The sequence below is a fragment of the Micromonospora yangpuensis genome, from assembly GCF_900091615.1.
Lineage (GTDB): Bacteria > Actinomycetota > Actinomycetes > Mycobacteriales > Micromonosporaceae > Micromonospora > Micromonospora yangpuensis.
Window position 1 is genome coordinate 3,502,096 of the sequence record NZ_FMIA01000002.1, and the last position, 17,286, is coordinate 3,519,381.

21 protein-coding genes and 1 riboswitch are annotated in these 17,286 nt (G+C 72.0%); of the genes, 3 read left to right on the top strand and 18 right to left on the bottom strand.

What is annotated here, in order from left to right:
- Window positions 1-13: 13 nt before the first annotated feature.
- From gcvP to GA0070617_RS15855, 16 genes are all read right to left on the bottom strand, one after another.
- Entirely contained in the window at window positions 14-2,869 is a 2,856-nt protein-coding gene (gene gcvP / locus GA0070617_RS15780; protein ID WP_091438429.1) for an aminomethyl-transferring glycine dehydrogenase, read from the bottom strand.
- 84 nt (window positions 2,870-2,953) lie between these two features.
- Window positions 2,954-3,050, bottom strand: a riboswitch (glycine riboswitch).
- Window positions 3,051-3,114: 64 nt separating this feature from the next.
- A complete protein-coding gene (locus GA0070617_RS15785; protein ID WP_091438432.1) occupies window positions 3,115-3,981 on the bottom strand; it encodes an NAD-dependent protein deacetylase in 867 nt (288 codons plus the stop codon).
- 66 nt (window positions 3,982-4,047) lie between these two features.
- Complete coding sequence (locus GA0070617_RS15790; protein WP_091438435.1) at window positions 4,048-4,737, bottom strand: DivIVA domain-containing protein; 690 nt, start codon at window positions 4,735-4,737, stop codon at window positions 4,048-4,050.
- Window positions 4,734-5,909, bottom strand: a complete 1,176-nt coding sequence (locus GA0070617_RS15795; RefSeq protein ID WP_091438438.1) for a globin domain-containing protein — start codon at window positions 5,907-5,909, stop codon at window positions 4,734-4,736. Before GA0070617_RS15795 ends, GA0070617_RS15790 begins: the two co-directional genes overlap by 4 nt.
- Before the next feature lie 3 nt (window positions 5,910-5,912).
- Entirely contained in the window at window positions 5,913-6,311 is a 399-nt protein-coding gene (locus tag GA0070617_RS15800; protein WP_091438441.1) for a group I truncated hemoglobin, read from the bottom strand.
- A 324-nt stretch (window positions 6,312-6,635) separates the two neighbouring features.
- Entirely contained in the window at window positions 6,636-7,223 is a 588-nt protein-coding gene (locus tag GA0070617_RS15805; RefSeq protein WP_175440550.1) for a MerR family transcriptional regulator, read from the bottom strand.
- Window positions 7,224-7,414: 191 nt separating this feature from the next.
- Complete coding sequence (locus GA0070617_RS15810) at window positions 7,415-7,879, bottom strand: bifunctional nuclease family protein (protein WP_091438447.1); 465 nt, start codon at window positions 7,877-7,879, stop codon at window positions 7,415-7,417.
- Between the two features lie 178 nt (window positions 7,880-8,057).
- Window positions 8,058-8,762, bottom strand: coding sequence for a transcriptional regulator FtsR (ftsR, locus tag GA0070617_RS15815; RefSeq protein WP_175440551.1), 705 nt, complete (start codon window positions 8,760-8,762; stop codon window positions 8,058-8,060).
- A 50-nt stretch (window positions 8,763-8,812) separates the two neighbouring features.
- The gene (odhI, locus tag GA0070617_RS15820) at window positions 8,813-9,265 is read right to left on the bottom strand and encodes an oxoglutarate dehydrogenase inhibitor Odhl (protein WP_007071101.1); all 453 of its coding nucleotides are present in this window, start codon (window positions 9,263-9,265) and stop codon (window positions 8,813-8,815) included.
- Between the two features lie 216 nt (window positions 9,266-9,481).
- Window positions 9,482-9,862, bottom strand: coding sequence for a glycine cleavage system protein GcvH (gene gcvH / locus GA0070617_RS15825; RefSeq protein ID WP_091438452.1), 381 nt, complete (start codon window positions 9,860-9,862; stop codon window positions 9,482-9,484).
- Window positions 9,863-9,915: 53 nt separating this feature from the next.
- Window positions 9,916-10,860, bottom strand: a complete 945-nt coding sequence (locus GA0070617_RS15830; RefSeq protein ID WP_091438455.1) for a DUF881 domain-containing protein — start codon at window positions 10,858-10,860, stop codon at window positions 9,916-9,918.
- 9 nt (window positions 10,861-10,869) lie between these two features.
- Window positions 10,870-11,202 carry a small basic family protein gene (locus tag GA0070617_RS15835; protein WP_091438458.1) on the bottom strand — a complete coding sequence of 111 codons (333 nt, stop codon included), beginning with the start codon at window positions 11,200-11,202 and terminating at the stop codon, window positions 10,870-10,872.
- Window positions 11,199-12,137 (bottom strand): DUF881 domain-containing protein, encoded by a 939-nt coding sequence (locus GA0070617_RS15840; RefSeq protein ID WP_091438461.1) that lies wholly within the window; start codon window positions 12,135-12,137, stop codon window positions 11,199-11,201. The genes GA0070617_RS15835 and GA0070617_RS15840 overlap by 4 nt, the downstream gene beginning before the upstream one ends.
- A complete protein-coding gene (gene clsA, locus GA0070617_RS15845; RefSeq protein ID WP_229688376.1) occupies window positions 12,134-12,712 on the bottom strand; it encodes a cardiolipin synthase ClsA in 579 nt (192 codons plus the stop codon). The genes GA0070617_RS15840 and clsA overlap by 4 nt, the downstream gene beginning before the upstream one ends.
- A 291-nt stretch (window positions 12,713-13,003) precedes the next feature.
- Window positions 13,004-13,468 (bottom strand): MarR family transcriptional regulator, encoded by a 465-nt coding sequence (locus GA0070617_RS15850; RefSeq protein ID WP_091446489.1) that lies wholly within the window; start codon window positions 13,466-13,468, stop codon window positions 13,004-13,006.
- Window positions 13,469-13,527: 59 nt separating this feature from the next.
- Window positions 13,528-14,691, bottom strand: a complete 1,164-nt coding sequence (locus GA0070617_RS15855; RefSeq protein ID WP_091438466.1) for a PP2C family protein-serine/threonine phosphatase — start codon at window positions 14,689-14,691, stop codon at window positions 13,528-13,530.
- A 208-nt stretch (window positions 14,692-14,899) separates the two neighbouring features.
- On the opposite strand from GA0070617_RS15855, the gene GA0070617_RS15860 reads away from it, so the two are divergent.
- The 3 genes from GA0070617_RS15860 (at window position 14,900) to GA0070617_RS15870 (ending at window position 16,812) form a co-directional block, all read left to right on the top strand.
- Window positions 14,900-15,769: a universal stress protein gene (locus GA0070617_RS15860; RefSeq protein ID WP_091438470.1), complete on the top strand. Its 870-nt coding sequence runs from the start codon at window positions 14,900-14,902 to the stop codon at window positions 15,767-15,769.
- A gap of 87 nt (window positions 15,770-15,856) precedes the next feature.
- Complete coding sequence (locus GA0070617_RS15865; RefSeq protein WP_091438473.1) at window positions 15,857-16,066, top strand: phosphatidylethanolamine-binding protein; 210 nt, start codon at window positions 15,857-15,859, stop codon at window positions 16,064-16,066.
- 95 nt (window positions 16,067-16,161) lie between these two features.
- Complete coding sequence (locus tag GA0070617_RS15870; RefSeq protein ID WP_091438478.1) at window positions 16,162-16,812, top strand: hypothetical protein; 651 nt, start codon at window positions 16,162-16,164, stop codon at window positions 16,810-16,812.
- Here the strand turns inward: GA0070617_RS15870 and GA0070617_RS15875 are convergent.
- On the bottom strand, window positions 16,809-16,988 hold the full coding sequence (locus GA0070617_RS15875; RefSeq protein ID WP_091438481.1) for a hypothetical protein: 180 nt from the start codon (window positions 16,986-16,988) through the stop codon (window positions 16,809-16,811). The genes GA0070617_RS15870 and GA0070617_RS15875 overlap by 4 nt on opposite strands.
- A gap of 74 nt (window positions 16,989-17,062) precedes the next feature.
- The gene (locus GA0070617_RS15880; protein ID WP_091446491.1) at window positions 17,063-17,260 is read right to left on the bottom strand and encodes a hypothetical protein; all 198 of its coding nucleotides are present in this window, start codon (window positions 17,258-17,260) and stop codon (window positions 17,063-17,065) included.
- Between the last annotated feature and the right edge of the window lie 26 nt (window positions 17,261-17,286).

The window sequence follows — 17,286 nt, forward strand, 5'->3', positions numbered from 1 at the left end:
GGCGCAGCGTACGTCAGTCCTCGTAGGCCTGGGGTGACGGGCAGGAGCAGACGAGGTTCCGGTCACCGTAGGCGCCGTCGATGCGGCGTACCGGTGGCCAGTACTTGTTCTTGGGGTCCACGCCGTCGGGGTAGGCGCCGACGGACCGTGGGTAGGGGTGTGGCCAGTGGTCGGCGGTGACCATGGCGGCGGTGTGGGGGGCGTTGCGTAGGGGGTTGTCCTGGGTCGGCCATCTGCCGGTGGCGACCTGGTCGATTTCGGCGCGGATGGCGATCATGGCGTCGCAGAAGCGGTCCAGTTCGCCGAGGTTTTCGCTTTCGGTGGGTTCGACCATGAGGGTGCCGGCGACCGGGAACGACATGGTGGGGGCGTGGAAGCCGTAGTCCATGAGGCGTTTGGCCACGTCGTCGACGGTGATTCCGGTGGTTTTGGTCAGCGGTCGCAGGTCCAGGACGCATTCGTGGGCGACCAGGCCCTTGTTGCCGGTGTAGAGCACCGGGTAGTGGGCGCGTAGGCGGGTGGCGACGTAGTTGGCGGCCAGGACGGCCACGGCGGTGGCGCGGGTCAGGCCGGTGGGGCCCATCATCCGCAGGTACGCCCACGGGATGGGCAGGATGCCCGCTGATCCGTGCCGGGCCGCGGAGATCGCCGGCCGGTCGGTGCCGTGGTCGCCGGTGGGGTCGCCGGGTAGGTACGGGGCGAGGTGGGCGCGTACGGCGACGGGTCCGACGCCGGGTCCGCCGCCGCCGTGTGGGATGCAGAAGGTCTTGTGCAGGTTGAGGTGGGACACGTCGGCGCCGAAGTGGCCCGGTCGGGCGTAGCCGAGTAGGGCGTTGAGGTTGGCGCCGTCGACGTAGACCTGTCCGCCGGCGTCGTGGACCTTGGCGCAGAGGGCGGCGATGCCGGGTTCGTACACGCCGTGGGTGGACGGGTAGGTGACCATGATCGCGGCGAGGGCGTCGCGGTGGGTGTCGATCTTGGTGTCGAGGTCGGTCAGGTCGACGTTGCCGTCGGTGTCGCAGCCGACCACGACCACCCGCATGCCGGCCATCACCGCCGACGCGGCGTTGGTGCCGTGGGCCGACGACGGGATGAGGCACACGTCGCGGTGGCCGTGGCCGCGTTGGACGTGGTAGGCGCGGATGGCCAGTAGGCCGGCCAACTCCCCCTGGGAGCCGGCGTTGGGTTGCACGCTTACCGCGTCGTAGCCGGTGACCTCGGCCAGCCAGCCTTCCAGTTGGGCGATGAGCCGCTGGTAGCCGGTGGTCTGGTGGGCCGGCGCGAAGGGGTGCACGTCGGCGAACGCGGGCCAGCTGATCGGTTCCATCTCGGTGGTGGCGTTGAGTTTCATGGTGCACGAGCCCAGCGGGATCATGCCGCGGTCCAGGGCGAAGTCGAGGTCGGCCAGTCGGCGCAGGTAGCGCAGCATGGCCGTCTCGCTGTGGTGGGCGCCGAAGACGGGGTGGGTGAGGAAGTCGCTGGTGCGTAGCAGCGTCGCCGGCAGGGCGGTGGGTGGGGCGTCGGGAAGGTCGGCGACACCGGTGGTGCCGGTGGTGTCGGTGGTGTCGGCGAAGGCCCGCCACACCTGACGCAGGTGCGCGTCGGTGGTGGTCTCGTCGCAGGAGATCCCGACGTGGTCGGCGTCGACCAGCCGCAGGTTGACGCCGTGGTCGGCGGCGGCGGTGACCACGGCCTCGGCCCGCCCGGGTACCCGGGTCAGTACGGTGTCGAAGAACTCGTGGTGGACGACGTGGACGCCGTCGAGGGCACGTAGGCTGGCGGCCAGGCGGGTGGCCGTGGTGTGGGTGTGCCGGGCGATGGCCCGTAGGCCGTCCGGGCCGTGGTAGACGGCGTACATGCCGGCGACCACGGCCAGCAGCACCTGTGCGGTGCAGATGTTGCTGGTGGCCTTCTCCCGTCGGATGTGCTGTTCGCGGGTCTGCAACGCCAGCCGGTAGGCGGGGTCACCGGCGGCGTCGCGGGACAGGCCGACCAGCCGGCCGGGCAGCATCCGTTCCAGGCCGGCGCGGACCGCCAGGTAGCCGGCGTGTGGTCCGCCGAATCCCATCGGCACGCCGAAGCGTTGGGTGGTGCCGGCGGCGATGTCCGCGCCGATCTCACCCGGGGGGCGCAGCAGCGTCAACGCCAGCAGGTCGGCGGCCACGCACACCAGTGCGCCGCCGGTGTGGGCGGCGTCGACCAGCTTCTGGTGGTCGCGGACCGCGCCGCTTGCTCCCGGGTACTGCAGGTGCAGGCCGAAGTAGTCCGCCGGCAGCGCCTCGGTGTCGAGGTCGAGCACGCGTACCTGGATGCCCAGGGGGGCGGCGCGGCTGGTGATGACGGCGATGGTCTGCGGCAGGGTGTCGGCGTCGACGACGTACACCGGGCTGCGGTTGGTCGAGGCCCGCCGGGCCAGGGTCATCGCCTCGGCCGCGGCGGTGCCCTCGTCGAGCATGGAGGCGTTGGCGGTGGTCAGGCCGGTCAGGTCGGCGACCATGGTCTGGAAGTTCAGCAGTGCCTCCAGCCGGCCCTGGCTGATCTCCGGCTGGTAGGGGGTGTAGGCGGTGTACCAGGCGGGGTTCTCCAGCACGTTGCGGCGGATCACCGCCGGGGTGTGGGTGCCGTGGTAGCCCAGGCCGATCATCGACACCGCGACGGTGTTGTCGGCGGCCAGGGCCCGTAGTTCGGCGGTGGCCTCGGCTTCGCTGGCCGCGGGGGGCAGGTCGAGTTGGCCGTGCCAGCGGATGGTCTCGGGGATGGCGGCGTCCATCAGGTCGTCGACGGTGGCGTAGCCGACGGCTTCCAGCATGCGGGCTTCGGCGTCGGGGTCGGGGCCGATGTGCCGGTCGGCGAACTGCTCTACGGACATGGGTTGCGCTCCCAGCGGGTGAGGTCGACACGTCGGCCTCCCCCTGAGTCACACCGCCGCGGGCTGCGCTGGTGTTCCACAGTGCCTGCCCACGAGGTCCTTTTGCCTGAGAGGTTCCGGGGAGGATATGCCCCTTCGGCGCCGCCGGTGTTTCTCGGGCGGTCTCTCCCCCGTGGGTGGTACCGGCATGGTCAACGCTACCAGCGCCGTGGTGGCCGGTGCCGGCGCTCCCCCACCGCCGGCTGTCACACGGTTGCGGGGGTGGGTGCCGGGTCGGCGGCGACGCCGGTGGTGAGCCGGTCGGTCAGGGCCGGCAGGACGGTGCCCAGCGGGGCGTTCAGGATGTGCCGGGCGTATCGGTCGCCGCGGGTCGGCCCCTGGTTGACGATCACCACCGGGATGTCCTGTTTCGCGGCCTGGATGACGAATCGGCGGCCGGAGAGCACCGTCAACGACGAGCCGAGCACCAGCACGGCGTGGGCCCGCTCGACCAGGGCCGTGCAGTGGGCCACCCGGGCCGGTGGCACGGTCTCGCCGAAGAACACCACGTCCGGTTTGAGTGGCCCGCTGCCGCAGTCCGCGCAGTCGACGGTGCGGAACGTGGCCACGTGTTCGTCGGGGAGATCCACGTCACCGTCGGGGTTGACCGCCGCGTCGGCGGCGGTGAAGCCGGGGTTGGCCGCGAGTAGCCGCCGGTGCAGTTGGGCGCGGCTGCCCCGCCGGCCGCAGGCCAGGCAGACCACCTGGTCGAGGCGGCCGTGCAGCTCCACCACCGGGTCGCTGCCGGCGGCGGTGTGCAGGCCGTCGACGTTCTGGGTGAGCACCACCGGGACCAGGCCGGCGTGTTGCAGCCGGGCCACCGCCCGGTGTCCGGCGTTCGGCCTGGCCCGGGTCATCAGGTGCCAACCCAGGTGGCTGCGCGCCCAGTAGCGTTGTCGGGCCGCGGGGTCACCGCGGAACGTCTGGTACGTCATCGGGGTGTGCCGCCGGGCCACCGCGCCGGGTCCCCGGTAGTCGGGGATGCCGGAGTCGGTGGACAGGCCCGCGCCGCTGAGCACCACCACCTCACCGGCTGCCAGCAGCCGGATCACCGCCTCGAAGGTCCGTTCCACCCGTCCATGGTGCCTCACGCACCGTCGGCGGTACCCCGGTCACCACGGGCGGTGACCGGGGTGGGTTCACCGTTGCTGGTGGCGCGGCAGGGCCGGCGGGGTCGTCGTGCCCACCGACGCCACCGGCGTCGACTGCTGGTGCAGCCGGTCCATCGTGCGGGCCAGCTGCTGGCTGCCGTCGTCGAGGTGGCGTGCCGCGGCCTGCATGTGCGACATCATCATCTCGCCGAAGATCCGCAGCGCCTCCCGGGTGGCCACCTGGTCGTCGAAGCCCGCCCCGGCCGAGCTGCGGTACTCCTGCACCGCCCGCTGCGCCTCGGCCTTGGCCTCCTCGGCGGCGGCCTGCAGGTACGCCTCGTACTGGGTGCGGGCGTACTCGGCGACCCGGCGGGCGTAGTCGTGGGCCTGGGCGATGATCTGCTCGGCCTCGCGTTGGGCCGCCGAGAGCAGGTTGACCTCCTTGGCCGCCGGTGGTTTCGCCGCGCCCGCGCTGGGGATCACCCCGTGCCGGTGCAGCTCGACGTGGTCGTTGAGGCGTTCGTTCTCGGCGCGCAGGTTCGCGATCTGCGTGGACAGCAGGTCCAGTTCGTCGGCCACCTGCATGCGGAAGCGGTCCACGTCGGTGTGGTCGTAGCCGCGTCGGGTGAACGACGCCGAGCCGAACTCCCACCGGCGTACCCGGTCGGAGGTCATCCGTACCTGTACGCCACCGGACACCTGCACCCCGTCGTAGCTGCCGATTGGGGTCGCACTCACCGCGCACCTCCGGAACTGTCGGGGACGGAGCCTGCCTGCGCGATCCGCCACGTCGGGCCGTACCACTGGGTGCCGAGGCCTTCGTGGTGGACCTGGGATTCGTGGTAGCCCGCCCGGGTCAACGTCGACACCGCGTGCGACACCATCGCGTCGGCGCCGCAGACGAACACCTGCCGGGACCGCCAGTCGGCGTCGGCCAGGGCCCGGTCCACCGCGTGGGTGAACTCACCCGGGCGGCGGGCGTCGGCGGCCACCACCTGGGTGACCGACAGCCACGGGCAGGACGCCGCCAACTTGTCGATGCCGTCGGCGTCGTAGAACTCGCTGGCCGAGCGGGCGCCCACGTACAACGCCACCTGCCGGCCGGTGTCCTCGGCCGCGACCTGTTCCACCAGGGCTTTCACCGGCGCCCATCCGGTGCCGGCGGCCAGCAGCAGCAGGTCCGACGAGCCGGCCGACCACAGGGTCAGGCGCTGTCCCACCGGTGCGGCCAGGTGCAGCTGGTCGCCCACGGCGCAGCCGTACACCAGTCGCGACGACACCGCACCGCCGGGTGCGGCCCGGACGTGGAACTCCAGGGTGCCGTCGGCGCGGGGGGCGTTGGCCGGTGAGTAGTACCGCCACGACCGCACCGCCGGATGTGACACTCCGACCGACTGGCCCGCCGCGAACGGCAGCAGGTACTGCGGGCGGACGGTCAGCACCGCCACGTCGAAGGCCCGCCGCTCGTGGGCGACGATCTCGGCCACCCACCATGGTGGGGTCTGCGCCTCGGCCGCCTGCGCCGCCTCGGTCATCACCTTGGCGATCAGGGTGTACGCCGCGGACCAGTCCCGGGCCAGGTCCTCGGTCCACCGCTCGGCCAGGAAGTGCCGCAGCGTGGCCAGCAGCGCCTCACCGACGGCCGGGTAGTGCTCGGCGCGTACCGCGAACTTGCGGTGGTCGGCGCCCAGTTCCCGCAGGAAACCGACCAGGTGGTCGACCTGGTCGACGTGGGACACGATGTGCCCCAACGCGCCGACCAGACGATCGCGTTGCCCGGCCATGTTGGTCGGGAACATCTGCCGGGTTTCGGGGTGGGCCAGGAACAACGTCGAGTAGAAGTACAACGGAACCTGGTCGCCGTGGGCGGCGACCAGGTTCCAACTCTGTTTGAGTGCCGCCGGGTCCACCGCTCAGACGCCCGGTCGGGTCCCGGTGGCCACCACCTGGTCCTGTACCTGGGCCAGCACGTCCGCCACGTACGCCAGCGTGTCCGCCGGCACGCCCAGCTGCGTCAGCGTCGCCGTCAGGTGCCCGCCGACGGTGGCGTACTGCGCCTCGGTGATGCCCAGCGGCTGGTGGGCCTGGGCCAGGTCACGGCCGGTGTACTCGTTGGGTCCGCCGAGCACCACCGTCAGCATCGCCGCCAGGTGTCGCCGCTGACCGGTCATGTTCACGTCGGTGAAGTATCCGGCCACCTCGGGGTCGGCCAGCACCCGGTCGTAGAACAGGTCCACGGCGGCCTTGACCGAGGCGGCGCCGCCGATGCGTTCGTAGTGCGACGTGGGGGTGGTCTCTTCGGTAACCGTCACGGTGGTTCCTTCCGGAGGAGGGGATCCTGCCCGGTCCACCCGTCGCCGTCGACGAACGGGCCACAGCGGACCGTCGTCGGACCATAGCGTGTCGATCCTTTCCGGCCATCGCCGCCCTATCGGGTTCCCGACAGCATCCTCACCCTCGGTGATTGTGGCTGCTCAGGGAGGCCTGCCGCGGGTGAGACATCATCCACTGCGGATGGACCAGATGGGCAGAAGTCACCGGCGGCCAGCGGCGCGAACCGCGGCGCGGGCCGGTCCCGCCGGCCGGACCCGACGTGGCCGGCGACCATGACCGACGGTCACCGCCGCCGGTGGTGTCTAGCCCGCTCGACGTCGGGCCCGGCGCGCGGCCAGCTCGTCACCGGCCGGCTGCGACACCACCGGCTCCGGATCACCGGTCGCGGCGGGCTCCGCCGGCAGGTGCGACAACGAGCCCTGGATCTCCTTGAACGCCCCGCCGATGGCGATGCCGAAGACTCCCTGGCCGCCCTGCAGCAGGTCGACGACCTCCTCGGTCGAGCGGCACTCGTACACCGTCGTGCCGTCGGAGATCAACGTGATCCCGGCCAGGTCGGCCACCCCACGCGAGCGCAGGGCCTCGATCGCCTTGCGGATGTTCTGCAGGGACACCCCCGCGTCCAGCAGCCGTTTCACGACCTTCAACACCACCAGGTCGCGGAACGAGTACAGCCGGGACGTTCCCGAGCCGGAGGCGTCGCGCACACTCGGCACCACCAACGCCGTACGCGCCCAGTAGTCCAACTGCCGGTAGCTGATGCCCACCGCGTGACACGCCGTCACACCCCGGTAGCCCACCGAACCGTCACCGTCAGCCAGCCCGTCCACCGGCACCACACCCGGGGCCCCTTGCGGACCACCCGGATCGGAATCATGCGGCTCATGCATCCGGCCACCCTCCCCGCCAGTGCGGTGACACGCCGTTTCCACGCACGCGCACCCCTCGACACGGCAACCCTATAGCGACCTTGAAGAGTTACCGTGGAGAAACCGGCGCGACACGCCGCGCAGCGACACTCCCCGGTCGCCGACAGACGACCGGACCCCCGCGCCGGGGGCCGGTCGGACCGGGAGCGGACTCAACCCGCGAAGTCCTCCGGACTCACCTGCTCCAGGAACTCGCGGAACTTCTCCACCTCGTCCTCCTGCTCGTCCGGGATGACGATCCCCGCCTCGCTGAGGACCTGCTCGGCACAACGAATCGGCGCCCCCACCCGCAACGCCAACGCGATCGAGTCACTGGGCCGCGCGGACACCCGCACCCCGTCACCCAGCAGCAGATCCGCGTAGAAGACGCTCTCCTTCAGCTCGGTGATCTCCACCGCCCGCAACGGCGCCTCCAGCGCCGCCAACACGTCCCGCAGCAGGTCGTGCGTCAACGGCCGTGCCGGCTTGACGCCCTGCTGCTCGTAGGCGATCGCGGTGGCCTCGACCGCACCGATCCAGATCGGCAGATAACGGTCGCCCTCGACCTCCCTGAGCAGGACGATCGGCTGGTTGCTGGGCAGCTCCACCCGAACTCCGACCACGCTCAGCTCGCGCACCGCCGCCTCCGTGTCGTTGTCACCTACGCCCGCCCCGCCCTTCGCCTGAACGGTACACGGGCCGCGAACCGGCCGGGCAACGCGCCGCCACCGCCGCCCGCCGCATCGGCGAAGGGTTACCCCGGCAAGCCTACGACACGCGTGCCGGGACAGATCACCGCGCACGAGCCGACGGCACTCAGCGGCCCAACGTCGACCGTAACCCCACCCGCACCAACGCCGCGTGCAACTGCTGCGACAACGTCACCAGCTCACGGGCCGTCTCCGCCGCCCGCGCCCGCGCCGCCGGATCGCTCTGGCGCGCCAACGGCGCCACCAGCTGGGCGAACAACCCGACCTCCCGGTCCGCGGCCGTACGGTACCCGCGCAGGTGACGCGGCTGGATGCCGTACTCGGCCAGCCCCGCCACCGCCCGGGCGATGATCAACGCGTCGCCGTCGTACCAGCCCGGCGGATCGGACACCAGCACCCCGAGCCGCTCCAACTCGCCCAACGTCGACTCGTCGATCCCACTACGCGCGACCAGGTCCACCCGACCCATCCGCACCTGCGACGACTCCGCCGGCGCCTCGACGGCCGGCCGACCCGGCACCGCACCGTCCGGGCCCACCGCCACCAACGTCGGGCGCGGCGGACCCGGACCGTCGGCCGAGGCGTCCCACTGCGTCAACTGCTCACGGATCACCCGCAACGGCAGGTACTGGTCGCGCTGCGCGGTCAACACGAACCGCAGCCGCGCCACATCGTCCCAGCTGTACTTGCGGTAACCCGAAGCCGTCCGTTCCGGCTCCACCAGCCCCTCGGCCTCCAGGAACCGCAACTTCGAGATGGTGATGTCCGGGAACTCCACCCGCAGCTGGGCCAGCACCTCGCCGATGCTCATCAGCGGGTGTGACCGGGCCGCTCCCGGCGCAATGGAAGCCGCAGGCTCGTTCACCCCCGGCCGGCCTCCTCCTCCGGACGCGGACCGGCGATGAACACCACCCGGAACTTGCCGATCTGCACCTCGTCACCATTGCTCAACGTCGCTGCCTCCACCCGCTCGCGATTGACGTACGTGCCGTTCAGGCTACCCACGTCCCGCACCGTGAACGTGCCACCGTCGCGGTGGAACTCCGCGTGCCGCCGCGACACCGTCACGTCGTCGAGGAAGATGTCGCTGTCGGGGTGCCGACCGCTGGTCGTCACGTCGTGGTCGAGCAGGAACCGGGCGCCGGCGTTCGGACCGCGCCGTACCACCAGCAACGCCATTCCCGGCGGCAACGAACCGGACATCCGGCTCGGCACCACATCGGTGTCCGGGCCCTCCAGCACTTCGTCGAGCGAGCCGAGATTGAGCGTCGAAGTGACGTCGAGTGGGGGGAACTCGTCGTCTGGCCGCGTCATGGGACCACCTCACGGATCTTGATCGGTCGGCGTCGGGTGGTGGCGGGTCTGGCCGCCGGGCAGTCACACACCCGGCGGCTGGCTCCCCGTGCCAGGGAAGGCAATTCCACAACGCTCAACTATTGGGTTCTCGGTCGACTGGGCGAGCCTAGCCAGCGCCGAAATGCAGGGCAACCGGACGCGCGGAGACAAGCCCCACCACGACCGGCCGGCAACTCAGTTCTCCGTAAGCTCGCGGTAGGCGTCGGCGGTCAGCAGGGTCCGCACCACCGCCGGATCGTCACACGCGATCTCCACCAGCCAACCCGCACCGTACGGATCGGTGTTGATCACCTCAGGGGTGTCGGCCAACGCGACGTTGCGCGCCGTCACCCTACCGCCCACCGGCGCGTAGATCTCCGACACGCTCTTGGTCGACTCGATCTCACCCAGCGACTCACCGGCGGCGACCACCGCGCCCTCGTCGGGCAGCTGGACGTACACGATGTCCCCAAGGGCATCCTGCGCGAAATGGGTGATACCGATCCGCACCGTCCCGGCGTCATCACCAGCCACCCACTCGTGCTCGGCGGTGTAACGCAGCTGTTCAGGAATCACCAGACGCGTCCTCATCCATCAGTGCACCGGTCACCCGGCGCCAGCCGCGCCGGTCAGGTGACCGGACGGGCGTGCTCCAGCTCGATCGGATCGTGCAGCGCCGACACCTCGACAACCTCACGCTCCTCGACGATCACGTTACCGCCGGCCCGCTCCACCGCCGAGACCACCCCGCCGGGAATCCGCAACGCCGTGCGCATCGTGTCCGGATCACCGATCACCAGGATCGTCAACGGCCCCGACAACCGCCGGCCGTCCACCACCAGACCACCACCGGAGGCATCGAGGAAGTACGTGGAGGCGATCACCCGCACCCCGGCGCCACCGGCATCGGAGATCTGCATCGCCTCGGCCCCGGCGCCCCGAAGCTCCTGCACCGCGTCCAGGATCCGAAACGCCTCCACCGGGCCGGCCACCGACTCGAACCGCACCGACAACCCCGGGCCCTTCGCCGGTAACGTACCCGCCAGGATCCCCAGCTCGTCGGCGCGCCGCCGGGCCTCCTCCAACGCCGCCTGCCTGCCCTCCACGCCCGAGGTCAACTGCCGTTGGCTGTCCTCCAACGCGGCGATGTCCTGCCGCAGCCGGCTCTCCCGCTGGTCCAGGTCCGACAGGATCCGCACCAGGTCCTCCTGCCGGGCCGCCGACAACGACGGATCCGTCGAGGTCGTCTTCAACTGCACCACCAGGGTGAAGCCCAGCAACGCCAGCAGCACCGCGATCACCACCCCGGCCGAGGACAACCGCCGCGACGGCGCCACCGGCGGCGGCAGCACCACCGTCGTGGCCGCGCTGTCGTCGGTGGCCGGCGGTGGCTCGGCCGGCCGCGGCGGATCGGCCGGCTCGGCCTCCGGCCGCGGCGCCGGCTCGCGCGGCGCCAACGGACTCAGCTCGTCCGGGTCCTCGGAGTCCGGCCGGGGATCCGCCGGCGTGGCCGGCGCCGGCGCGGCCGGCGGCACCGGCCAACCCGTGCCCGTCTCGGTGTGTTCCTCGCTCACGCCACCAACCTACGCCCGGAACAGGTGCCGGCGGATCGCCGCCACGTTGCCGAAGATCCGCACCCCCAGCACGACCACCACACCGGTGGACAACTGCCCACCCACCCCCAACTGGTCACCCAGGTACACGATCAGTCCCGCGACCAGCACGTTGGAGATGAACGAGATCACGAACTGCTTGTCGTCGAAGATCCGGTCCAGTTTCGCCCGGACCCCACCGAACACCGCGTCCAACGCCGCGACCACGGCGATCGGCAGATACGGCTGCAACGCCGACGGAACGGTGGGATCGAGATACACCCCGAGCACCACACCGGCGAGCAACGCCAACACCGCGATCACCGGCCACCTCCACTGGGGCTGGGAGACGTCCGCGCATCGGACGACTCAGGACTGGTTCGCTCATCCGCCGCCGTCGGCGACGGACCCGGACTCACCGGCGGACGGGCGTAGCGTAGCCGCGGCTCGGCGGCGGCCGGCAGGGTCAGCTCCCGCGCCGTGCGCACCCCGAACGAGATCCCCGTGGTGTCGGCCACCCGGCGCATCAACGCCGCCGTGGTGCTGTCCTCGAAACGCTGCCGCAGGTCCCGCCCGCCGATTGCCGACACCTCGTAGGGCCCCGTCACCGGCCGGAAGTCCACCAGGATCGCGTCACCGGCCGACCGGATCGTCGAGGTGGCCGTCAACCGCTGACCGTTGATCGCCACCGCCTCGGCGCCCACCCCCCACAGGCCGTTGGCGACCCGCTGCAGGTCGCTGTAGATCACCCGGTCCGGACCGTTGGCGCCGTCGCCGCCGGTGACGGCGTTCGGGTTCTCCGGCGGGTCGGCCAACCGGACCACCACCCCGTCACCGCGTACCCGGCCCACCCCGGTGCCCGCCTCCAGCTCCCGCAGCCGCGCCGCGTCGGAGCCGCTCAACGCCAACCCCCGCAGCCGGGTGACCTCGTCGCGCAACTCGTCGGCACGCGTGGTCAACTCGTCGGACTGCTGCTGCCGCTGGTTGATCTGCTCCACCAACCCGGCCCGGGCCTGGCTGCGCCCCGGCTCCTCGGCCACGGTCTGGCGGTAGGCCACCGCGAACAGGAACCCCAACGCCACCAGCACCACCACGCTGACCAGCCGCGCCGACCAGCCGACACCGCCGGTGGGCCGCGGCCGGGCCGCCGCCTCGGCGTAACCCGGATCCAGCGGGTTACGGAACAACTCGGTCAGGAAATCCGGCACGTACACGCGTTCGGTGGCGGGTTCCCGGTCCTCACCGGCCGGCCCGGTCACGACCGGCCCGCCGACCGGGCCCGCACCAGACGCCCCGCCTGCACCACGTACAACGCCCCGGCCACCCAATACAGCACCAGCCCCCACCAGGCAAGCGACCAACCGGCCGCCGCCGCCACGGTGGCCGTGCCCGGCACCGCCGCGGCCAGCAGCAACAGCGGAAACGCCGCGAGCAGCAGGAACGTGGCGGACTTACCCACGTAGTGCACCGGCGGCGGACCGTACCCGTGGCGACGCAGCACCGTCAGCGACCCCAACAGCAGCAGCTCCCGGGCCAGCAGCGCCACGGTGAACTGCCACGGCACCACCTCCCGCACGGTGAACGCCAGCAGGGTGGCCAGAATGTACAGCCGGTCGGCGAACGGGTCGAGCAACTCCCCCAGCCGGCTGACCTGACCCAGCCGCCGCGCCGCCCAGCCGTCCACCCAGTCGGTGGTGCCGCCCACGGCCAACACCACGATCGCGGCCACATCCGCCTCGACGACCAGGAAGAGGTACAGGAACAGGGGCACCCCGAGCAGCCGTACGAAACTGATCACATTGGGCACGGTCAACACCCGACCCGCCGGGCCCAGCTGCCCGGATTCGGCGGTCGGTCGATGCTCCGCCCGAGCGGGCCAACGCGACACCGTACCTCCCCCCGCGGGCGTGCGCGCCTCGCCCGCGGACAGCGGACACGCGATCGCACGTGCGTGACGCCGCGCCCACCGTGCCTGCCGGCCCCGGGCGGCACCTGCGCCTGAATGCGGCCCACGATCGGTCGATCGCGGGCCGGTGACTTGCGCTGCCACTATAACGGGCGTTGTCGCACCCCCCGGCCGGTGACGGTGACGGTCACCGCGGGTGACAGCACTCAACAGCGAAGGTCAGGCCGTGCGGGCGGTGTTCTCCGGCGCGGCCGCGGGCACCTCGACGGCCTGACCGAAGGCCAGCAACGCCAGCAGCAGCTCGTGCTGGGCCCGCCCCGGCATCCGGTCCAACACCGCCTGCACCGCCCGGTGCCGCCGCTGTTTGACCTCACCCAACAACGTCTCGGCCGCCGCGGTGGGCACCAACCGGACCTCGCGGCGGTCCCGGGGATCGGCCACCCGCCGCACCAGCCCGGTGGCCTCCAACCGGTCACAGAGCCGACTGGCCGAGGACGGCACCACGTCGAGCAGCTCCGCCAGGCGGTTGACGTTCAACTCCGGCCGGGTGCTGATCAACGCCAACACCCGCAGCTGCGTCGGTGAGACGGTCAGGTCGTGCCGGGTCACCGCCGACTCCAGCACACCGACCAACGCCTCGGCTGCCGCCTCGATCGCCACGGCAAGGTTCGGAGGTCGCTCCACCCGGTGTCCCCTGCGATCGTCCCGCTCGTTCTCGACCGACAACTCGATTACCGCCCGCATCAGCCGGCCTGGTCGTGCGTGCCGTGCCAGTCGAGGCAGACCACGACCGCGTCGTCACGCAGATCCGCATCGGCATGGTAGGCGTGCAGCTCCCGCATCACCGTACCAACCGCCTCGGTCGCCGGCTGCAGCCGCGTGGCCCGCATCGCCCGCGCCATGGCCCGCTGCCCGTACGGCTCCGCCCCGCCCGGTGACGCGGCGTAGACACCGTCGGAGACGACGAACAGCCGGTCCCCGGCGACCAGGTCGAACTCCTGCACGTCGTAGCGGGTCTCGGCGAACATGCCCAGCGGCAGCTGCTGCTCCAGGGTGATCGCCGTCACGGCACCGCCGCGTAGCCGCAGCACGTGCGGGGAACCGGCGTCGACCGCCCGCACCCGCCCGGCGCGCACGTCGACCTCCAACAGCAGCGTCGCCACGTGCCGGCCACCCCGGTGCTGGTAGAAGATCGTGTCCGAGGCCAACTCGGCCTGCTCGACCAGCGCACCCCCGGACCGTCGGGCATTGCGCATCGCGTTGACCGTCACCGCCGTCAACAACGCCGACGGCAGGCCACTGCCCGCCCCGTTGAGCACCGTGACCGTCAACCGGTCACCGTCCAGGGACCAGTCGAAGTGGTCACCGCCGACGGTGTACGCCGGCTCCAACTGGCCGGCCAACAGAAACCCCGGCTGGTCGACGCTGCGCCCCGGCAGCAGGTCCCACTGCATCTCCGCGGCCATGCTCAACCGCTCGCGGCGCCGTACCCGCCGGTACCGGTCGGTCTCCCGGTCCGCCGCGCGTAACGCCACCGCCAGCTCACCGGCGACGTCACCGAGCTGCTCGACGGTGTCGGCCCCCGGCACCCGGGGCAGCTCCACCAGCAGCGCACCGAGGCGCTCCCCCCACACCGACAACGGCACGAACACCCGGCACCGGCCGTCCTCACCGGTGTCCAACACCGGCTGTTGGCTGCTGAAACACCGCTGGGCCAGCTGCTGGCCGGCATCGGTCAACGGCCCGCCCAGCACCGGCCACAGGCCGCTGATCTGGTAGTCGGCGATGAACACGTCGGTGCGGCAGGCCGCCAACGCCAGACGGATCGCGGCGTCGGCGGCCTCGGCCAACTGGTCGGGCGGCGCCGCCCGCAGCGCACGCGACACCCCTGCGGGCGCATCCGGCATGGTCGTCCTCCGCACATGTTCTTGCCGTAGGGCAAGCATCATACGGACGGTGGCCCACCGACCGCCGCCGGCACTGGCCGTCTCCGTCCGGGCGTCGCCGGCCGGCCACCCGACACCCCAGGAGGCACCGGTGCCCCGGTATCGGCCCGGCGACACCACGGCGACGGCGATACTGACCCCCGGAACCCAGGTGGGCAGGAGGTGACCGGTGAACTCGGCACACAACGCGGCGGTGGTCGTCGGCGTGGACGGCTCACCGCAGGCACTGCGGGCCGTCGGCCTGGCCGCCACCCAGGCCCACCGCCACCAACGGCCACTGCGGGTGGTACACGCCTTCATCTGGCCGAGGCTGCACCTGCCCACCGGTGGCCCATCCGGCAGCGCACTGCGCCCCCAGGCCGAACAGCTGGTCACCGAGGCCGTCGACACCGCCCGACGCACCATACCGGACCTGCCCGTCACCGGGGAGATCATCGACGGTGAGGCCTCGGCGGTCCTGCTCGGCGAAGCCCCCACCGCGGCGATGATCGTGCTCGGCGACCGGGGTCTCGGCGGCTTCGGGGCCCTGCTCGTCGGCTCCGTCGCCGTCCAGGTCACCACCTACGCCCCCGGCCCGGTGCTCATCGCCCGGGGCGCCGACCACCCCCACGGACCCGTCGTCGTCGGCGTCGACGGCTCACCGGTCTCCGCCGCCGCCGTCGACTTCGCCGCCCAGGAGGCCACCCTGCGCGGCACCGACCTCGTCGCGCTGCACGCCTACCGGCATCCCACCGCCACCTCCCCCGGCGACATGCAACCGGTCGTCTACGACAAGCAACGACTACGCCAGATCCACGACCAGATCGTCGCCGACGCCGTCGCCGACCTCACCCACCGCCTGCCCGACCTGACCGTCCACCGCCACCCGGTGCCCGCCCGCACCCGCACCGCCCTGCTCGACGCCTCCCGGCAGGCGCAACTGCTGGTCGTCGGCGGCCACGGCCACGGCGCGCTCGGCGGGCTGCTGCTCGGCTCGGTCAGCCAGGCGGTACTACACCACAGCGCCTGCCCGGTCGCCGTGGTCCGCGCCCCGCACTGACCCGCGCCCACCACACCCGGGCATGGGTGCGCCCCCGCCGGGTAGACCCACCGCGGCACACGCACACCACCCACGGGGAGGCCCACCATGGCGGGACCACGACCAGGCAGCAACGCCTACGACAAACAACGCGCGCGGCTGCGTACCGCCGTCGAGAACTCCGGACGCGCCACCGACAGCGAGGCCAACGACGTGGCCAACCAGGTGCTGCGCGAGGACCGCGGCCAACGCGGCGTGGTCCGCGGCGACCGCACCTACGGCCCCAAGGGCGAACGGGAAGCCGGCGCCCCCAAGTGACCTGCCGTACCGGCCCACGCCGCTGAGCACCACCGACACGGGATACCCGCCGCGGACACCGGCATCGCGGCCGCCCCGGCGGGTACCCACCGGACATGACCGACCCGCACCGCACCGCCCGGGCCCTGCTGGACCGCCACGGCCGCACCTTCGCCGACGACGCCGGCATCACCCTCACCGACCGGCCCGCCCCGCTGTACCAGCTGCTGGTGCTCACCACCCTGCTCAGCACCCGCATCCGGGCATCCCTGGCGGTCAGCGCCGCCCGGCACCTGTTCGCCGCCGGCTACCGCACCCCGCACGCCATGGCCGCGGCGAGCTGGTCCGACCGCGTCGACGCCCTCGGGGCGGCCCACTACCGCCGCTACGACGAACGCACCGCCACCATGCTCGGCACCGCCGCCACACACTGCCAGCAGCGCTGGCACGGCGACCTGCGGCGGCTACACGCCGACACCGGCGCCGACCGCACGGCGCTGCGCCGCGCGCTCACCGAATTCCCCGGCATCGGACCCACCGGCGCCGACATCTTCCTCCGCGAGGCCCAGAGCGTCTGGCCGGACCTGCGGCCCTTCCTGGACCGCCGGGCCCTCGCCGGTGCCCGCCGGCTGGGCCTGCCCACCTCCGCGCCACAGCTGGCCCACCTGGTCGCACCCGCCGACCTCGGCCGCCTCGCCAGCGCCCTGGTCCGCGTCACCCTCGACGAGAAGGCCGCCACCGACATCAGCCGCCAGGCGACCGCCTAGGCGGCGTTACCCGGCCGGGTCAGATACCACACCAGCAACGCCGCGAGCAGCGCCAACACGATCAGCCCACCGGAGACCCCAGCCGGCTCGTCCGGCCCCCGCCCGGTGGTACCGAAGTAGATCACCGCGAGCCCGGCGAGCACCGCGAAGAAGGTACGCCACCCCCGGTCATTCACCCACCCGACGATACGACTTCACCTGCCACTTCTGTCCGATTCGGCAGAGGTGTCCTCCGGACGGGGGAAACCCGTCAGTCGACCTCCAGATCGTCCAACGAGATCGCATGGGTCATCAACCACCGCGCCAACGCCGGCATCCCGAACAACCACAACGGCGCCGACTCGGTCGTACCGTTGGTCGCCACCACCGCGAACCGCAGATCCGGCACCCGGTACGCCTCGATCCGCCACCGGTGGTTACGGTCCCGCCAGACCGCCGAAGGGTCCACCACCTGACCCTAACCACCACCGCAGA